Source organism: Streptomyces sp. NPDC045022 (genome assembly GCF_056432605.1).
Map to the genome: position 1 here is coordinate 56072 of NZ_JBWKIR010000020.1, position 16914 is coordinate 72985.

General features: G+C 72.5%; 17 protein-coding genes and 1 riboswitch. Of the genes, 9 read left to right on the forward strand and 8 right to left on the reverse strand.

Features of this window, described 5'->3' with window-relative positions; all coding sequences use genetic code 11:
- Nucleotides 1-2: 2 nt before the first annotated feature.
- The 3 genes from AC07C1_RS29270 to AC07C1_RS29280 are packed head-to-tail and all read right to left on the reverse strand — an operon-like array spanning nucleotide 3 to nucleotide 1665.
- On the reverse strand, nucleotides 3-728 hold the full coding sequence (locus AC07C1_RS29270) for an isocitrate lyase/PEP mutase family protein (RefSeq protein ID WP_478943783.1): 726 nt from the start codon (nucleotides 726-728) through the stop codon (nucleotides 3-5).
- A complete protein-coding gene (locus AC07C1_RS29275) occupies nucleotides 725-1168 on the reverse strand; it encodes a carboxymuconolactone decarboxylase family protein (RefSeq protein ID WP_478943785.1) in 444 nt (147 codons plus the stop codon). The genes AC07C1_RS29270 and AC07C1_RS29275 overlap by 4 nt, the downstream gene beginning before the upstream one ends.
- Nucleotides 1165-1665: a carboxymuconolactone decarboxylase family protein gene (locus AC07C1_RS29280; protein ID WP_478943787.1), complete on the reverse strand. Its 501-nt coding sequence runs from the start codon at nucleotides 1663-1665 to the stop codon at nucleotides 1165-1167. Before AC07C1_RS29280 ends, AC07C1_RS29275 begins: the two co-directional genes overlap by 4 nt.
- Nucleotides 1666-1712: 47 nt before the next feature.
- Between AC07C1_RS29280 and pdxR the strand changes: the two genes are divergently transcribed.
- Complete coding sequence (pdxR, locus tag AC07C1_RS29285; RefSeq protein ID WP_478943789.1) at nucleotides 1713-3143, forward strand: MocR-like pyridoxine biosynthesis transcription factor PdxR; 1431 nt, start codon at nucleotides 1713-1715, stop codon at nucleotides 3141-3143.
- Nucleotides 3144-3258: 115 nt separating this feature from the next.
- Here pdxR and AC07C1_RS29290 read toward each other — a convergent pair whose 3' ends face one another.
- Nucleotides 3259-4119, reverse strand: a complete 861-nt coding sequence (locus AC07C1_RS29290) for a hypothetical protein (RefSeq protein ID WP_478943929.1) — start codon at nucleotides 4117-4119, stop codon at nucleotides 3259-3261.
- Between the two features lie 132 nt (nucleotides 4120-4251).
- Between AC07C1_RS29290 and AC07C1_RS29295 the strand changes: the two genes are divergently transcribed.
- The gene (locus AC07C1_RS29295) at nucleotides 4252-4611 is read left to right on the forward strand and encodes a hypothetical protein (RefSeq protein WP_478943791.1); all 360 of its coding nucleotides are present in this window, start codon (nucleotides 4252-4254) and stop codon (nucleotides 4609-4611) included.
- A gap of 14 nt (nucleotides 4612-4625) precedes the next feature.
- Nucleotides 4626-5810, forward strand: a complete 1185-nt coding sequence (locus AC07C1_RS29300) for a glutathionylspermidine synthase family protein (protein WP_478943793.1) — start codon at nucleotides 4626-4628, stop codon at nucleotides 5808-5810.
- Between the two features lie 15 nt (nucleotides 5811-5825).
- Here the strand turns inward: AC07C1_RS29300 and rocD are convergent, their stop codons facing one another.
- Nucleotides 5826-7031: an ornithine--oxo-acid transaminase gene (gene rocD, locus AC07C1_RS29305; protein ID WP_478943795.1), complete on the reverse strand. Its 1206-nt coding sequence runs from the start codon at nucleotides 7029-7031 to the stop codon at nucleotides 5826-5828.
- Nucleotides 7032-7122: 91 nt separating this feature from the next.
- Nucleotides 7123-7213, forward strand: a riboswitch (ZMP/ZTP riboswitch).
- Between the two features lie 32 nt (nucleotides 7214-7245).
- Between rocD and AC07C1_RS29310 the strand changes: the two genes are divergently transcribed.
- The 3 genes from AC07C1_RS29310 to AC07C1_RS29320 all read left to right on the forward strand — a co-directional run bounded on the left by AC07C1_RS29310 (nucleotide 7246) and on the right by AC07C1_RS29320 (nucleotide 10596).
- Nucleotides 7246-8697: a glycine hydroxymethyltransferase gene (locus AC07C1_RS29310; RefSeq protein WP_478943797.1), complete on the forward strand. Its 1452-nt coding sequence runs from the start codon at nucleotides 7246-7248 to the stop codon at nucleotides 8695-8697.
- A gap of 164 nt (nucleotides 8698-8861) precedes the next feature.
- Nucleotides 8862-9875, forward strand: a complete 1014-nt coding sequence (gene trpS / locus AC07C1_RS29315) for a tryptophan--tRNA ligase (RefSeq protein WP_478943799.1) — start codon at nucleotides 8862-8864, stop codon at nucleotides 9873-9875.
- Between the two features lie 136 nt (nucleotides 9876-10011).
- The gene (locus AC07C1_RS29320; protein WP_478943800.1) at nucleotides 10012-10596 is read left to right on the forward strand and encodes a 2'-5' RNA ligase family protein; all 585 of its coding nucleotides are present in this window, start codon (nucleotides 10012-10014) and stop codon (nucleotides 10594-10596) included.
- A gap of 74 nt (nucleotides 10597-10670) precedes the next feature.
- Here AC07C1_RS29320 and AC07C1_RS29325 read toward each other — a convergent pair whose 3' ends face one another.
- Both AC07C1_RS29325 and AC07C1_RS29330 read right to left on the reverse strand, forming a co-directional pair.
- Nucleotides 10671-11426 (reverse strand): decaprenylphospho-beta-D-erythro-pentofuranosid-2-ulose 2-reductase, encoded by a 756-nt coding sequence (locus tag AC07C1_RS29325; RefSeq protein ID WP_478943802.1) that lies wholly within the window; start codon nucleotides 11424-11426, stop codon nucleotides 10671-10673.
- An 8-nt stretch (nucleotides 11427-11434) separates the two neighbouring features.
- On the reverse strand, nucleotides 11435-12799 hold the full coding sequence (locus tag AC07C1_RS29330) for an FAD-binding oxidoreductase (RefSeq protein ID WP_478943804.1): 1365 nt from the start codon (nucleotides 12797-12799) through the stop codon (nucleotides 11435-11437).
- A gap of 142 nt (nucleotides 12800-12941) precedes the next feature.
- Here AC07C1_RS29330 and AC07C1_RS29335 point away from each other — a divergent pair, with 142 nt between their 5' ends.
- Nucleotides 12942-13850: a YihY/virulence factor BrkB family protein gene (locus tag AC07C1_RS29335; RefSeq protein WP_478943805.1), complete on the forward strand. Its 909-nt coding sequence runs from the start codon at nucleotides 12942-12944 to the stop codon at nucleotides 13848-13850.
- Here AC07C1_RS29335 and AC07C1_RS29340 read toward each other — a convergent pair.
- Nucleotides 13798-15033, reverse strand: coding sequence for a D-alanyl-D-alanine carboxypeptidase family protein (locus tag AC07C1_RS29340; RefSeq protein ID WP_478943807.1), 1236 nt, complete (start codon nucleotides 15031-15033; stop codon nucleotides 13798-13800). The genes AC07C1_RS29335 and AC07C1_RS29340 overlap by 53 nt on opposite strands.
- Nucleotides 15034-15124: 91 nt before the next feature.
- Between AC07C1_RS29340 and AC07C1_RS29345 the strand changes: the two genes are divergently transcribed.
- Both AC07C1_RS29345 and AC07C1_RS29350 read left to right on the forward strand, forming a co-directional pair.
- The gene (locus AC07C1_RS29345; RefSeq protein ID WP_356818531.1) at nucleotides 15125-15364 is read left to right on the forward strand and encodes an SCO4848 family membrane protein; all 240 of its coding nucleotides are present in this window, start codon (nucleotides 15125-15127) and stop codon (nucleotides 15362-15364) included.
- A gap of 16 nt (nucleotides 15365-15380) precedes the next feature.
- Nucleotides 15381-16775: a metallophosphoesterase gene (locus AC07C1_RS29350; protein WP_478943810.1), complete on the forward strand. Its 1395-nt coding sequence runs from the start codon at nucleotides 15381-15383 to the stop codon at nucleotides 16773-16775.
- The last annotated feature ends 139 nt before the right edge of the window (nucleotides 16776-16914 follow it).

The following is a 16914-nucleotide window of genomic DNA, read 5'->3' on the forward strand; positions in this document are numbered from 1 at the left end:
CCCTACCCGATGAGGTCGCCGGCGATCTCCCGCAGCGCCCCGGCCGCTTTCCGCTGCAGTCCGGGCCCGAACGTGACCCGGGTGGCCCCGAGTTCGCCGAGCGCGGCGGGCGAGGGGCCGCCCCCGTCCAGCCGGGCCAGGGCGTTCAGCGGCCCCTGGATCCCGGCCCGCAGCAGGGGCAGCACCTCCGGCGGGGCGAGGATCGGATAGACGCAGTCCGCGCCCGCCGCCACGTACAACGCGGCCCGCTCGATGACCCGTTCGGGATCCCGGTCGCCATGGACGAAGGTGTCGACGCGGGCGTTGACGAAGAGCCCGTCGGCGGCGGCCGAGCGGACCTCGGCGAGGTACTCGGCGTGCGCGTGCGGATCCTTGAGGACACCCCCGGGTCCCGAGTCCTCGAGGTTGCAGCCGACGGCGCCCGCCTCCAGCAGCCGCTCGACCAGCTCCTTCGGGGCGAGCCCGTAGCCGTCCTCGACGTCCGCCGACACCGGCACGTCCACCGACCGGGTGATCCGGGCGACCGCCGCGAACATCTCGTCGGCCGGAGTGGCCCCGTCCTCGTACCCGAGCGAGGCGGCCACCCCGGCGCTCGGCGTGGCCAGCGCCGGGAATCCGGCGGCCACGAACACCCGGGCACTGGCCGCGTCCCAGGGGCCGGGCAGGATCAGCGGATCGCCCTGGGCGCGCTTGAGATGCAGTGCGCGGAACTCGTCCACCTTGCTCACGGCTGGTAACCCCCCGGTGGGATGCGACGGCTGACCATCAGGCGGTTCCAGCCGTTGACGGCGGTGATGAGGCCGATGAGGTGGGCGAGTTCGGCCTCCTTGAACTGCTCGGCGGCCCGCTCGTACACCGCGTCCGGCACGAAGCCGTCCGTGACGACCGTGATCGCCTCGGTCAGTGCCAGCGCGGCCCGCTCCCGCTCGCTGTAGAGGTCCTCGGCCTCCTCCCAGGCGTTCAGCAGCTGGACGCGGTCCTCCGACTCCCCGTTCTTCCGGGCCACTTCGAGGTGCATGTCGAGGCAGAAGGCGCAATGGTTGAGCTGCGAGGCGCGGATCATCACCAGCTCGGCGAGGACCGGATCGCCGAGCCCCCGCTTCGCCGCCGCGCTGAGCGCGGACATCGCCTGGCCGACCTCCCGGTCCAGCAACCGCGTACGGCTCACTTGTGCCGCCCCGGCTGGTAGTGGCCCGGGGTCATGCGGGTGGTCACACCGAACCGGTTCCAGGCGTTGATCACCGTGATCGCGGCGATCAGCTGGGCCAGCTCGGCCTCCTCGAAGTGCTCCGCGGCCCGGTCGTACACCGCGTCCGGCACGAAGCCGTCCGTCAGGACGGTGATCGCCTCGGTCAGCTCGATCGCGGCCAGTTCCTTCGCGGTGTAGAAGTGCCGCGACTCCTCCCACGCGCTGAGCTGCACGATCCGCTCGACGCTCTCACCGGCCGCGAGCGCGTCCTTGGTGTGCATGTCGAGGCAGAACGCACAGTGGTTGACCTGCGAGGCGCGGATCTTCACCAGCTCGTACAGCTTCGGGTCCAGTCCCTGTTTGGCGGCGGTGTCCAGGCGGATCATCGCCTTGTAGACCTCGGGTGCGAGCTGTGCCCAGCTCAGCCTCGGGGCCTGCTCGGGTGCGTACTCGACGGTTTCCTGTGCAGTGCTCATGCCCTCGACCCTAGGAGCGAGGCAGCCCAGGAGTATGGTCCATTTCCATGGCGAGATCCTGGGCCACTTTGGGCGTCGACCTGCACCTCGAACCGACCGGCTCGGGCGGGCTGCGCCGGGGGCTGACCGACGCCCTGCGGGACGCCGTCCGCACCGGGCGCCTGGCCCCCGGCACCCGGCTGCCCTCCTCCCGTTCCCTCGCCGCCGACCTCGGCATCGCCCGCAACACCGTCGCCGAGGCGTACGCCGACCTGGTCGCGGAGGGCTGGCTCACCGCCCGGCAGGGCTCGGGCACCCGGGTGGCGGCGGGGGCACCCTCCGTGTCTTCCGGGCAGCGCGGGCGGGCGGCGGTCCCGCCGTCCGCTCCGCGTCCGGCGGTACCCCGCCGCCGGGAACCCGGCCGTCCCGCCCACAGCCTCGTCCCCGGCATTCCCGACCTCGCCGCCTTCCCGCGCACCGAGTGGCTCAAGGCCGCCCGCCGCGCCCTGGCCACCGCGCCCTTCGACGCCCTCGGCTACGGCGACGCGCGCGGCTCCCTCGAACTGCGCACCGCCCTCGCCGGCTACCTCGCCCGCGCCCGGGGCGTCCGCGCCGACCCGGAGACCATGGTGATCACCGCGGGCTTCTCGCACGGCCTGGGCATCCTCGGCAGGGTGCTGCGGGCGCGCGGGGTGCGGACGGTGGCCGTCGAGTCGTACGGCCTCGACGTGTACTGGCGGCTGCTGCGGGACGCCGGCCTCACGACGCCCGCGCTCCCGTACGACGCACTCGGCACCGACACGGGCGAGTTGGGCGGCGCGGGGGCGGTGCTGCTGACCCCGGCCCACCAGTTCCCCATGGGCGTGCCCCTGCACCCGGACCGGCGGGCCGCCGTCGTGGACTGGGCCCGGCGCACCGGCGGGCTGGTCCTGGAGGACGACTACGACGGCGAGTTCCGCTACGACCGCCAGCCCGTCGGCGCGCTCCAGGGCCTCGACCCCGACCGTGTCGTCTACTTCGGCACCGCCAGCAAGTCCCTCGCACCGGGACTGCGGCTGGGCTGGATGGTGCTGCCGCCGTCCCTGGTGGAGGAGGCGGTCGCGGCGAAGGGCCGCATCGACACCGTGGGTGTGATGGAACAGCTCACCCTCGCCGAGTTCCTCACCTCCGGCGCGTACGACCGGCACGTCCGCTCGGCCCGGCTGCGCTACCGGCGCCGCCGCGACGCCCTCGCCGCGGCCGTGGCCGACCACGCCCCCGAGGTACAGGTGACGGGGATCGCGGCCGGCCTGCACGCGGTGCTGCGCCTGCCGCCGGGCACGGAACAGTCGGTGGTCCAGGCCGCCGTCTGGCAGGGCCTGGCGCTGCACGGCCTGTCCTTTCACCGACACCCACAGGCCGACACCGAGCCACTGGACGCGCTGGTCGTGGGTTACGGAACCCCACCGGACAGTGCCTGGACGGGGGCACTGGAAGCGTTGTGCCGGGTGCTGCCGTAGGGGGGCGCCGGGGCCGGCACACCGCCACACGGCACACCCGACTCGACACACCGCCCCCGGCGCACCCGCGCCCGGCCCGCGGCGCATCCATGTCGCCAGGGTGCCCGCGGCGTCGTCAGGGTGCTCGTGTCTCTGTCAGCGGGCGCGTTTCCTCCTGGTCCGCCGGTGCCTCGCCGAACCTCGCCAGCAGCAGCGCCCCGGCCACTGCCACCACGAAGCCCAGCACCGCCAGCCAGGCCAGGCCCCCCCGGGTGCGGTCGCCGAGCCAGACCACGCCGACCGTCGCCGGGCCGATCGTCTCGCCGATCACCATCCCGGCCGTCGCCGTCGTCACGGAGCCGCGCTGCAGGGCCGAGGTGAGCAGCAGGAACGCGGCACCGCCACCGATGAGCAGCGCGTACGTCGCCGGATTGGCCAGCAGGCCGGCCGGCCGCAGCGAGTCGATCAGCCGTACCGCCACCTCCACCACCCCGAACCCGAGCCCCGCGCCGAGCCCCAGGAGCAGGGCACGGGTGCGGCCGGACAGGCGCCCGCCCACCGCGCCGAGCAGCAGCACGCCCACCGCGACCACCACCATCGCGTACTTCAGCCAGTCCGGCCCGCCACGGTCGCCCTCGGCGCCCGAGGCCAGCCCGAGCATCGCCAGACCCGCGCACACCACGCCCACGGCGGCCCACTCCAGCCCGCTCAGCCGTACGCGTAGCAGTCGCGCCGCCAGCACGGCCGTCACCGCGAGGCTCGCCGCCAGCGCCGCGCCCACCGCGTAGATCGGCACCGATCGCAGCGCCGCGATCTGCAGCAGGAAACCCAGCCCGTCCAACGCCAGCCCGGCGATGTACCGCCACTGCCGCAACGCCCGCAGCAACAGCGCCGCGTCCCCGCCGCCACCCCCGTCTGTGCTGGCCGCTCGCGTGGCCACCGCCTGCAACACCGTCGCGGTACCGAAGCAGACCGCCGCGCCGAGGGCGCACACCATTCCGAACAACACACAGTGACTCTAGGCGAACGGGAAAGCGCAGGGCCCCTGTACGGCCGTTCGCACCGGTCTCTAGGCTGATCCAACAGTGAACAGAATCGGTCGGTCCATACCCGGGGGAGACACGAAGACATGACCAGCCCACAGCCACAGCCACAGACGCGCAAGCGGCTCCGCTCCGGCACGGTCGTCCTCGGCGGCATGGGCCTGCTGGCCGCAGCCCTGACCGCCTGCTCCTCCGACCCGGACAAGCGCTGCGTGGACCGCGACAGTTACACCTACGGCAAGGGCTACAAGGTCGTCTCCGACAAGAACTGCAAGTCCACCAAGACCTCGTCGCACGGCAGCTGGTACTACGGCGGCAAGAAGAAGGGCTCCTGGGTGGGCGGCGGTTCCCTCACCAAGCCCGGCAAGGGCTCCGGTGGCTCCTCGGGCGGCAGCGGCGTCCACCGCGGCGGCTTCGGCGGCGGAAAGGGCGGCTCCGGCGGCTGACCGGACACTCTCACATGGAACGCCGTACGATCACCCCCCGCCCCTACTGGCAGCAGACCGTCGAGGAGCAGGGACTCATCTACCCGCTCATCCGGCACCCCGACGGCTCCCTGCGCCCCTACTGGGACGAGAGCGCCTACTACGTCTTCACCCTCGACGAGGTCGAGGCGCTGGAGGAGACCGTCGAGGAACTGCACCGCATGTGCCTCGCCGCGGCCGAGCACATCGTGGCCGAGGACCGCCTCGCCGATCTCGGCATCATCGACCCGCGCCTGGCCGCCGCGGTCACCGAGGCCTGGCACCGCCGTGCCGAACTCCCCTCCGTCTACGGCCGTTTCGACCTCCGCTACGACGGCACCGGCCCCGCCAAGCTGCTGGAGTACAACGCCGACACCCCGACCTCCCTGGTCGAGGCCGCCTCGCCCCAGTGGTTCTGGATGGCGGACCGCTTCCCCGGCGCCGACCAGTGGAACTCGCTGCACGAACGCCTGGTCGACGCCTGGCGCGCGCAGGCCGCCCTGCTGCCTCCCGGCAGCCCGCTGCACTTCGCGCACTCCTCGGCCGACGAACTCGGCGAGGACCTGATGACGGTCGCCTACCTCAAGGAGACCGCCGAGCAGGCCGGCCTCGACACCGACTGGCTCTCCATGGAGGAGATCGGCTGGGACACCCTCTCCGGCCGCTTCGTCGACAACCGGCTCCGCTTCATCCGCGGCATCTTCAAGCTCTACCCCTGGGAGTGGCTCACCACCGACGCCTTCGCCGGCCACGTCCTGGACACCCTCGACAACGGCGGCGGCACCGGCAGCACCCTGTGGATCGAACCCGCCTGGAAGATGCTGCTCAGCAACAAGGCCCTGCTGGCGATCCTCTGGGAGCTGTACCCCGGCCACCCCAACCTCCTGCCCGCCTACCTCGACGGCCCCCGCGAGCTGGCGAAGTCACCCGGCTACGTGGCCAAGCCCCTGCTCGGCCGCGAGGGCGAGGGCGTCACCGTGCACCCCCCCGGCGAGCCCGCGGCGATCCGCGACGAGCCCTGCTGCTACCAGCAGCTCGCCCCGCTGCCCGCCTTCGACGGCAACCACGTCGTCCTCGGCGCCTGGGTCGTCCGTGAGGAGTCGGCCGGCCTCGGCATCCGCGAGTCCGCGGGGCTGATCACCGACGAGTACGCCCGCTTCCTGCCCCACGTGATCCTCTGAGCACCCTCACCCTCTTCAGGCGTTCAGCACCGCCCGCAGCTGCTCCAGCCCCCAGTCCAGGTCCTGCTCACCGATCGTCAGCGGCGGCGAGAGGCGGACGGTGGACCCATGGGTGTCCTTCACCAGCACCCCCCGGTCCATCAGCCGCTGCGACACCTGGCGCCCGGTACCGACCGCCGCGGCGACGTCCACCCCGGCCCACAGCCCGCGCCCCCGCACCGCCGTCACCGCGCCCGTGCCGAGCAGCGTCCCCAGCTGCCGGTGCATCCGATCGCCCAGCTCGGCCGCCCGCGCCTGGTACTCGCCCGTCCGCAGCATCGCGATCACCTCCAGCGCCACCGCGCAGGCCAGCGGGTTACCGCCGAACGTCGACCCGTGCTCACCCGGCCGGAACACCCCGAGCACCTCCGCGCTCGACACCACCGCCGACACGGGCACGATCCCGCCGCCCAGCGCCTTGCCCAGCACATACACGTCCGGCACCACCCCCTCGTGCTCGCACGCGAAGGTCCGCCCGGTCCGGCCGAGGCCCGACTGGATCTCGTCGGCGACGAACAGCACGTTCCGCTCGCGGGTCAGCTCCCGCACGCCCGCCAGATAACCGGCCGGCGGCACGATCACCCCGGACTCGCCCTGGACCGGCTCCAGCAGCACCGCCACGGTGTTCTCCGTCAGCGCCGACCGCATCGCCGTCAGGTCCCCGTACGGCACGATCTGGAACCCCGGCGTGTACGGCCCGAAGTCCGCACGGGCCTCCGCATCGGTCGAGAAGCTGATCACGGTCGTCGTACGCCCGTGGAAGTTGCCGCCCGCGACCACGATCTTCGCCATCTCCGCGGGCACCCCCTTCACCCGGTACCCCCACTTCCGGGCCGTCTTCACCGCGCTCTCCACCGCCTCCGCCCCGGTGTTCGCCGGCAGCACCATCTCCATCCCGCACAGCTCGGCCAGCTCCGTGCAGAACGCCGCGAACCGGTCGTGATGGACGGCCCGGGACGTCAGCGTCACCCGCTCCAGCTGCGCCTTCGCCGCCGCGACCAGCCGCCGGTTGCCGTGCCCGAAGTTCAGCGCCGAATACCCGGCCAGCAGATCCAGATACCGGCGCCCCTCCACATCCGTCATCCACGCCCCCTCGGCCGTGGCCACGACGACCGGCAGCGGATCGTAGGTGGGCGCACCGTGCGCGTCGGCGGCGGCGATCAGATCCTCAGCAGCGGTCACGGCCTCTCCCGGATACGAAGTCACCTCCTTCTTACTCGCGCTCGCATGGTGGACGCGGGACCTGCGCCGACCGGCGCGCCCGGTAGGCTGACGAGCGGGCCGTGACTGGCGCGCTGGGATGGGACGGACCATCGGGGAGCGGCCCGAGCGGGAAAACAGTGCCGTGCGCCTGGGCCGAACGTGAACGCTGCCCGTACACCGTCCGGAGGTCCCCATGCCAGAGCAGCAGCACCTCTCCACCGAGTCCACCGCCTTCCGCGCCGCACTCGACGTCATCCGCGCCGTCGAGCCGCGCGTCGCCGACGCGATCGGTCAGGAGGTCACCGACCAGCGCGAGATGCTCAAGCTGATCGCCTCCGAGAACTACGCCTCCCCGGCCACCCTGCTGGCGATGGGCAACTGGTTCAGCGACAAGTACGCCGAGGGCACCATCGGCCGCCGCTTCTACGCCGGCTGCCGCAACGTCGACACCGTGGAGTCCCTGGCCGCCGAACACGCCCGCGAACTCTTCGGCGCCCGGCACGCCTACGTCCAGCCGCACTCCGGCATCGACGCCAACCTCGTCGCCTTCTGGTCCGTCCTCGCCGCCCGGGTCGAGGCCCCCTTCCTGGAGAAGACCGGCGTCCGCCAGGTCAACGACCTGACCGAGGCCGACTGGTCCGAACTGCGCCAGGCCTTCGGCAACCAGCGCATGCTCGGCATGTCCCTGGACGCCGGTGGCCACCTCACCCACGGCTTCCGCCCGAACATCTCCGGCAAGATGTTCGACCAGCGCTCCTACGGCACCGACCCGGCCACCGGCCTCATCGACTACGAGGCCCTGCGCGCCCAGGCCCGCGAGTTCAAGCCGCTGATCATCGTCGCCGGCTACTCGGCCTACCCCCGTCTGGTGAACTTCCGGATCATGCGCGAGATCGCCGACGAGGTCGGGGCGACCCTCATGGTCGACATGGCCCACTTCGCCGGTCTCGTCGCCGGCAAGGTCCTCACCGGCGACTTCGACCCGGTCCCGCACGCCCAGATCGTCACCACCACCACCCACAAGTCGCTGCGCGGCCCGCGCGGCGGCATGGTCCTGTGCGACGACTCCCTCAAGGACCAGGTCGACCGCGGCTGCCCGATGGTCCTCGGCGGCCCGCTGCCGCACGTCATGGCCGCCAAGGCCGTCGCCCTCGCCGAGGCCCGCCGGCCCGACTTCCAGGACTACGCCCAGCGCATCGTCGACAACTCCCGTGCCCTCGCCGAGGGCCTGATGCGGCGCGGCGCCACCCTGGTGACCGGCGGCACGGACAATCACCTCAACCTGATCGATGTCGCCACCTCCTACGGCCTCACCGGCCGTCAGGCCGAAGCGGCTCTCCTCGAGTCCGGCATCGTCACCAACCGCAACGCCATCCCCGCCGACCCCAACGGCGCCTGGTACACCTCCGGCATCCGCGTCGGCACGCCCGCCCTGACCACCCGTGGCCTCGGCACCGCCGAGATGGACGAGGTCGCCGGTCTCATCGACCGCGTCCTCACCGCCACCGAGCCGGGTACCACCGGCAAGGGCGCCCCCTCCAAGGCCCAGCACATCCTCGACCCCAAGATCGCGGACGAGATCTCCCGCCGGGCCACCGACCTCGTGGCCGGCTTCCCGCTCTACCCGGAGATCGACCTCGGCTGACCCGCTCCGGGGCTCACCGGCCGCTCATCGGCCGAGCAGCTCCCCGCGAGGCTCCTCCCGCGGCGGCCCGGCACTGCGCCGAGCCGCCGCGTGGCGTATCAGCGGTTCCTGCCTCTTCCCGGCCAGTTCCGGATCGGCCCCCGGCACCTGAGAGAATGGTGAGCATGGCCACTGATCGACCCCGCGTGCTCTCCGGTATCCAGCCCACCGCCGGCTCGTTCCACCTCGGCAACTACCTCGGCGCCGTCCGCCAGTGGGTGGCCCTGCAGGAGTCCCACGACGCGTTCTACATGGTCGTCGACCTGCACGCGATCACGATGCCGCAGGACCCGGCCCAGCTGCGTGCCAACACCCGGCTCGCCGCCGCCCAGCTGCTGGCCGCCGGCCTCGACCCGGACCGCTGCACCCTCTTCGTGCAGAGCCACGTCCCCGAGCACGCCCAGCTCGCCTGGGTCATGAACTGCCTCACCGGCTTCGGCGAGGCTTCCCGCATGACCCAGTTCAAGGACAAGTCCGCCAAGCAGGGCGCCGACCGGGCCTCGGTGGGACTGTTCACGTACCCGATCCTGCAGGTCGCCGACATCCTGCTGTACCAGGCCAACGAGGTGCCGGTCGGTGAGGACCAGCGCCAGCACATCGAGCTGACCCGCGACCTCGCCGAGCGGTTCAACGGCCGGTTCGGCCAGACCTTCACCGTCCCGAAGCCGTACATCCTCAAGGAGACGGCGAAGATCTACGACCTGCAGGACCCGTCGATCAAGATGAGCAAGTCGGCGTCCACGCCGAAGGGCCTCATCAACCTCCTCGACGAGCCCAGGACGACGGCGAAGAAGGTCAAGAGCGCGGTCACGGACACCGACACCGTGATCCGCTTCGACGCCGAGAGCAAGCCGGGCGTGAGCAACCTGCTCACGATCTACTCGACGCTCACCGGGGAGGGCATCGCCGACCTGGAGACGAAGTACGAGGGCAAGGGCTACGGCGCGCTCAAGACGGACCTCGCCGAGGTCATGGTCGAGTTCGTGACACCGTTCCGCGAGCGCACCCAGCAGTACCTGGACGACTCCGAGACCCTCGACTCGATCCTGGCCAAGGGCGCGGAGAAGGCCCGTGCGGTCGCCGCGGAGACGCTCGCGCAGGCGTACGACCGGGTGGGCTTCCTGCCCGCGAAGCACTGAGGCGTACGACCGCACACACGTCCGTGGGCGGAGCGCTGCACATCACTTCCGCTGCGCCTGCCCACAGGACAGTCGTGGCCGTACAGTCGATAGCCGGACGAGTGAGAACATCACAGACGCGATGACAGGAGACGACGTGCGGACCGTAACGATCGGCGTGTCGATCGCGGTCCCGGAGCCTCACGGCAGCCTGCTCCAGGAGCGGCGCGCGGGCTTCGGCGACGCCGCGGCTCACGGCATCCCCACGCACGTCACCCTGCTCCCGCCGACCGAGGTGGCGGCGGCCGATCTGCCGGCCGTCGAGGCGCACCTCACCGAGGTCGCCGCCGCCGGCCGGCCGTTCCCGCTGCGGCTGTGCGGCACGGGCACCTTCCGGCCCCTGTCACCGGTGGTCTACGTCCGGGTCGTCCAGGGCGCCGAGGACTGCGCCCGGCTGCAGCAGCGGGTGCGCGACGCCTCCGGGCCGGTGGCGCGCGAGCTGCAGTTCCCGTACCACCCGCACGTCACCGTCGCGCACGGCATCGACGACGCGGCGATGGACCGTGCCTTCGAGGAGCTGGCGGGCTTCGACGCGGAGTGGCCGTGCACCGGGTTCGCGCTCTACGAGCAGGGCGCGGACGGGGTGTGGCGCAAGCTGCGGGAGTACACGTTCGGGGGATACGTGGTCCCGCCGCAGGCGGGCCACACCGATGCCAAGCGCGGGACGATCGCCAGCCGGTAGTCCGCCGGCCGGTCTCGCGGCCGGTCCCGGGTGGCCCTTCCGTGGGCTCCGTCCCGACGTCCCGTCGAACTCCGTCAGAGCGGCAGCCTGCGGAACACCGACCGTGGGGCGTGCCGCAGTGCCGCCATCACCAGGCGCAGGGCGCCCGGTACCCACACCGTCTCCGCGCGGCGGCGCAGGCCCAGTTCGATCGCGGCGGCGACCGCCTCCGGGGTGGTGGCGAGCGGGGGCCGCGGCCGGCCGGCCGTCGTCCTCGTACGGACGAAGCCGGGGCGGACGACCATGACGTGCGCGCCGGTGCCGTGCAGGGCGTCGCCGAGGCCCTGCGCGAAGGCGTCGAGGCCGGCCTTGCTGGAGCCGTAGATGAAGTCGGCGCGGCGGGCGCGTTCGCCGGCGACGGAGGACAGGACCACCAGGGAGCCGTGGCCCTGGGTCTGCAGGGCTCCGGCCGCCACGAGTCCCGCGGACACGGCTCCCGTGTAGTTGGTCTGGGCGACCCGCACGGCGCGCAGCGGGTCGCGTTCGTCGTGGGCCTGGTCGCCGGGGATGCCGAAGGCGAGCAGCACCAGGTCGATGTCGCCCTCGGCGAAGACCTTGCCGAGGACCGTCTCGTGGGACTCGGGGTCGAGGGCGTCGAAGGTGACGGTGCGGGCGTCCGCGCCGAGCGCGCGCAGGTTCTCGGCGGCCTGTTCCAGGGCGGGGCAGGGGCGGCCCGCCAGCCACACCGTGCGGGTGCGGCGGGCGATCAGCCGGCGCGTGGTGGCCAGCGCGATCTCGGACGTGCCGCCGAGAACGAGCAGGGACTGGGGGAGGCCGAAGGCGTCCTTCACGTCAGCTCCTAGGGGGTCTGGAGACGGAGGCGGCGGGCGAGGTCCGAGACGAACACCCCGCGCGGGTCGAGCCGTGCGCGCAGGGCCCGGAAGTCGGCCACGCGCGGATACATGGCGGCGAGCAGGTCGGGGCGCAGCCGGGAGTCCTTGGCGAGGCAGACCCGCCCGCCGGCCGCGGCGACCTCCTCGTCGAGTTCGTCGAGGAACGCGGCGAGTCCGGGCAGCGCGGCCGGGATGTCCAGGGCGAGGGACCAGCCGGGCACGGGGAAGGAGAGCCAGCCGGGGCCGGCGTCCCCGAAGCGCTTGAGGACGGCCGGGAGGGACGGGAAGCGGCGTTCCGCGATGCGCCGCACGATGCGGTGCAGCGCGTCCTCCTGGTCGTGGCCGACGACGAACTGGTACTGCACGAAGCCGGCGCGCCCGTAGAGGCGGTTCCAGTGCGGGACGCCGTCGAGGGGGTGGAAGAAGGCGGACAGACGCTGGATCCTGCCGGTACGCGCGCGAGGCGCCGTGCGGTACCAGAGTTCGTTGACGACTCCGGCGGTGGTCCGGCCGAGCAGGCCGTCCGGGACGAGGGCCGGGGCGGACGGGAGGCGGCGGGGGTGGAAGGACGGCGGGTGCCGCCACGCGCGCGTGCCCTTGCCGAGGGCGTCGAGGGGGACGTGGTCGGCGCGGGTGAGGACGGCGCGGCCGGTCGCCGCGCCCCGGGCCAGCAGGTCGATCCGGGCGACCGAGTAGCGGTAGCGGTGGTCGCCGGCGGTCAGGCGGGCCATCAGGTCGTCGAGGTCGGCGGCCCGTTCGGTGTCGACCGTCAGGTACGCCGTCTCCACCGCGAGCAGCCGGAACGTGGCCGTCAGGATGATGCCGGTCAGGCCCATGCCGCCGGTGGTCGCCTCGAACAGCGGGGTGCCGGGGGTGACCGTACGGACCTCGCCGTCGGCGGTGAGCAGTTCCAGGGACAGCACATGGCGGGAGAAGGACCCGGAGACATGGTGGTTCCTGCCGTGGATGTCGGCGCCGATCGCCCCGCCGACGGTCACCTGGCGGGTGCCGGGGGCGACCGGCACGAACCAGCCGAGCGGGAGCAGGACGTCCATCAGCCGGTGCAGGGAGACGCCGGCGTCGCAGAGCACGAGGCCCTCGCTCGCGTCGACCACGTGGATGCGGTCGAGGCCCGTCATGTCGAGGACGGCGCCGCCGGCGTTCTGCGCCGCGTCCCCGTACGCCCGTCCGAGACCTCGGGGGACGGCGCCGCGTGCCCCGCAGCCGCGGACGGCCGCCGCGGCCTCCTCATAGCTGCGCGGGCGGATCAGACGGGCGGCGGTGGGGGCGGTGCGGCCCCAGCCGGTGACGGGAACGGTGTCTCCAGACATGCCGGTGACCGTATCGTCCCTATAGCGGTCATTAGTTCAAAACATCCCGTCACCTCCTGAAAACGGGTGATTAGTGGGATGTCCCCTGATAATGACGTCATTTCAGCGGTGTGGAGAGGGGCCGTGAGGGCAGGGACGGATCATGGACTGGCTGAAGAGACTGCCCGGCGTCGGGCCGATCGTCACCCGGCTGATGATCACGCACGCGTGGCGGTGCTACGAGCGGCTGGACCGGGTGAAGTGGACCCGGCTGGCCGCCGCCATGACGTTCGTCAGCTTCGTCGCGCTGTTCCCGCTCCTGACCGTGGCCGCCGCGATCACGGCCGCCACGCTGAGCCCCTCCAGCCAGAAGACCGTGGAGCACAAGATCGCCGAACAGTTCCCGGGCCTCTCCGAGCAGTTGGACATCAGCTCACTGGTGGACAACGCCGGCACCGTCGGTGTCATCGCGGGCGCCGTGCTGCTGTTCACGGGCATCGGCTGGGTCGGCCAGGTACGGGACTGCCTGCGCGCGGTGTGGGAACTGCCCGACCGCGAGGAGAACCCGGTCCTCACCAAGGCCAAGGACGCCGGGATCCTCCTCGGCCTCGGCGGCGCCCTGCTGGTCACGCTCGCCACCTCCACGCTCGCCTCGGCGGCCGTCGGCCGGCTGTCCCGGGCGATCGGCCTGGAGGAGCACAGCTGGGGCAGCCTGCTGCTGCGGATCACCGCGTTCGCCGTCGCCGCGCTCGCGGACTTCCTCGTCCTGCTCTACGTCCTGACCCTGCTGCCCGGGGTCGAGCCGCCGCGTCGCCGCCTGATCGTGGCGGCGCTGCTCGGCGCGATCGGCTTCGAACTGCTGAAGCTCCTGCTCAGCGGCTATATCCAGGGGATCGCCGCGAAGAGCGTGTACGGCGCGTTCGGTGTCCCCGTGGCGCTGCTGCTGTGGATCAACTTCACCGCGAAACTCGTGCTGTTCTGCGCCTCCTGGACGGCGACGCGGAGCAAGGAGGCCGAACTCAGTGACGCGCCCGACGGCGCATCAGATCCGGCAGCGGCCACCGGCGGTTGATCAGGAACACCCCGCCCGAGAGCAGCACCAGCAGTCCGCCCGCGATGGCCAGGGCGGTACCTACACCGGAACCGGAGTGGGTGGTGGCGCTCGCCACCGGCTTGGAGCCGGGCCCGCCGGTCCCCGAGGCCGCCTGCCCGGTCACGGCGCTGGGGCTCGGCCGCGCGGTGTTCGCCGCGGCGCTCCTCGGCGGCACCAGCTCGCCCACCGGGCTGACCTTGCCGGCCGCCTGGAAGCCCCAGTCGAACAGCTTCGCGGTCTCCTTGTAGACCTCGTTGTGCTCATGCTTCTCCGGGTTCATCACCGTGACCAGCAGCACCTTGCCGCCCCGCTCGGCGACCCCGGTGAAGGTGGCGCCCGCGTGGGTGGTGTTGCCGTTCTTCACGCCCGCGATGCCCTGGTAGACGGGCACGTCGGTGTCACCGCTCAGCAGCCGGTTGGTGTTCTGGATCTCGGCGGAGCCGAACTTCGCCCGCACCGTCGAGCAGTAGTCGCGGAAGTCCTTCTTCTGCAGCCCGGAACGGGCGAACAGCGTCAGGTCGTACGCCGACGACACCTGACCCGGCGCGTCATAGCCGTCCGGGGAGACCACGTGGGTGTCCAGGGCCTGCAGCTCGTCGGCGTGCGCCTGCATGTCCTCGACGGTCCGCTCGATGCCGCCGTTCATCTGGGACAGCACGTGCACGGCGTCGTTGCCCGAGCGCAGGAAGACCCCGAGCCACAGGTCGTGGACGGTGTAGGTGTGGCCCTCCTTTATCCCGACCACGCTGGAGCCGATGCCCATACCCGCGAGGTCCGACGGCACCACCCTGTGCTGGGTGCCGCTGGGGAACCGGGGCAGCACCGTGTCCGCGAACAGCATCTTCAGGGTGCTCGCCGGGGGCAGCCGCCAGTGCGCGTTGTGCGCGGCGAGCACCTCGCCGGACTCCGCGTCGGAGACGATCCACGAACGGGCGGTGAGGTCCTTGGGCAGCACGGGCACGCCGGGAGCGAGGTCGACCTGGGTGCCGGGCAGGCCCAGCCGGGCGCCGCCCACGGTGGACATCCGGGCCGGTGGCGTGGGCGTGGGACTGGTCGACGGGGTCGGCGCGGCGAGGGCGGCGGGCGCGGTGACGGACAGGGACAGCAGTGTGGCGGAGGTGACCAGCAATGATCGCCGGCCGGTCTTCTTGGGTGCGGGCACGATCGAGAACGTACCTGGAGCGAACCGCGAAGTCCCGCCACCCGCCCCACCCCCGACACGGAACCGGACGGCCGACGGCGATACTGGAGGCATGAAGCTCAGCCGCCCGGTCTCCTGGTTCCTGCTCGCCTTCGGGGTGTGGAGCTGGGTCATCTGGGTCACTTTCGTCAAGAACCTGGTCAAGGACAGCAGCGGGCTCGCCTTCGACGACGGTCACCCGACCGCGTACTTCTGGGTGCACCTGCTGCTGGCGGTCGTCTCCTTCGTATTGGGGACGGTCATCGGGGTCATCGGGTTGCGCGGACTGCGCGCACTGCGCCGGACGTCATAGCGGGGGACAGATCGGGTTGGTCATCGTCTTCGCACTCGTGGCCCTGGCCGTCCTGGCCGTCGTGGCGGCCCTGCACTGGTACGTGTGGCGGCGTCTGGTCCGCGACACCACACGCGGCCCCGGCCCGGCCCGTCGCGCCGGCACGGCGGTGTTCGTCGCCGGCCCGGTCCTGATGGTGGCCGCCCTGGTCGCGGAACGCACCGGCGCACCCTTCCGGCTTCAGCGGACCCTGGCCTGGCCCGGCTTCCTGTGGATGGCCCTCGCCCTGTACCTGCTGCTGGCGGTGGTGGCCGGCGAGGCGGTACGACCACTGCTGCGCCGCGCACTGGACCGCGGGCCCCGCCCGGCCCGGGCCCTCACCGCACCGGCACCCACCACACCCTCGTCCGGACCCACCGCACCCGCACCGGATCCCCCCGCGCCAGCCGCCGTCACACCTCGGGCACCGTCACCGGCACAGGCCCCGGCAACCGCCGCTTCGGCCCCCGAGCTTGAGGCGCCCGAGGCCCCGGCAGCCGCCCCTTCGGCCCCCGAGCCTCAGGCGCCCGAGGCCCCGGCAGCCGAGCCCCCGCCCCCCGGGCCCGGACCCACCCGCCGTCTCTTCGTCTCCCGGGTCGTCGCCGGGGCCGCCGCCACCGCCGCCGCCGCGACCGTCGGCTATGGCACCTACGGCGTCCTGCGCGGCCCGCGGGTGAAGCGGGTCACCGTGCCGCTGGCCAAACTCCCGCGGGCCGCGCACGGTTTCCGGATCGCGGTCGTCAGCGACATCCACCTCGGCCCGGTCCTCGGCCGGGACTTCGCGCAGCGGGTCGTCGACACCGTGAACGCGACCCAGCCGGACCTGATCGCGGTCGTCGGCGACCTGGTGGACGGCAGCGTCAAGGACCTCGGCCCGGCCGCCGCGCCCCTCGCCCGGCTCGACGCGCGGCACGGCGCCTACTTCGTCACCGGCAACCACGAGTACTTCTCCGGCGCCGAGCAGTGGGTCGAGGAGGTGCGCACCCTCGGCCTGCACCCGCTGGAGAACGCCCGCACGGCGCTGCCGTACTTCGACCTGGCCGGGGTGAACGACCTCCAGGGCGAGAGCGAGGGACAGGGCCCGGACTTCGGCAGGGCCCTCGCCGGCCGGGACCCGGCACGCGCGTGCGTGCTGCTCGCCCACCAGCCGGTGCAGATTCACGAGGCCGTCCGGCACGGCGTCGACCTCCAGCTCTCCGGTCACACCCACGGCGGCCAGCTCTGGCCCGGCAACCTCCTCGCGGCCGCCGCCAACCCGACCGTCGCCGGTCTCGACCGCTACGGCGACACACAGCTGTACGTCAGCCGGGGCGCGGGCGCCTGGGGTCCGCCCACGCGCGTGGGGGCGCCGTCGGACGTGACGGTGATCGAACTGGCCGCCACGCGCGCGTGACCGGAACCGCTCCCACGGCTGTGAAGACGCTGTGAAACCCCGGCGTAACCAACGCCTCGGTAAGTTCTTGCCCATCTGGTCAGAAAGCCCTTCCCCCGGGTGAAACACGTGTGATTAGGTGAGCCGCGCCGCTTAGGGG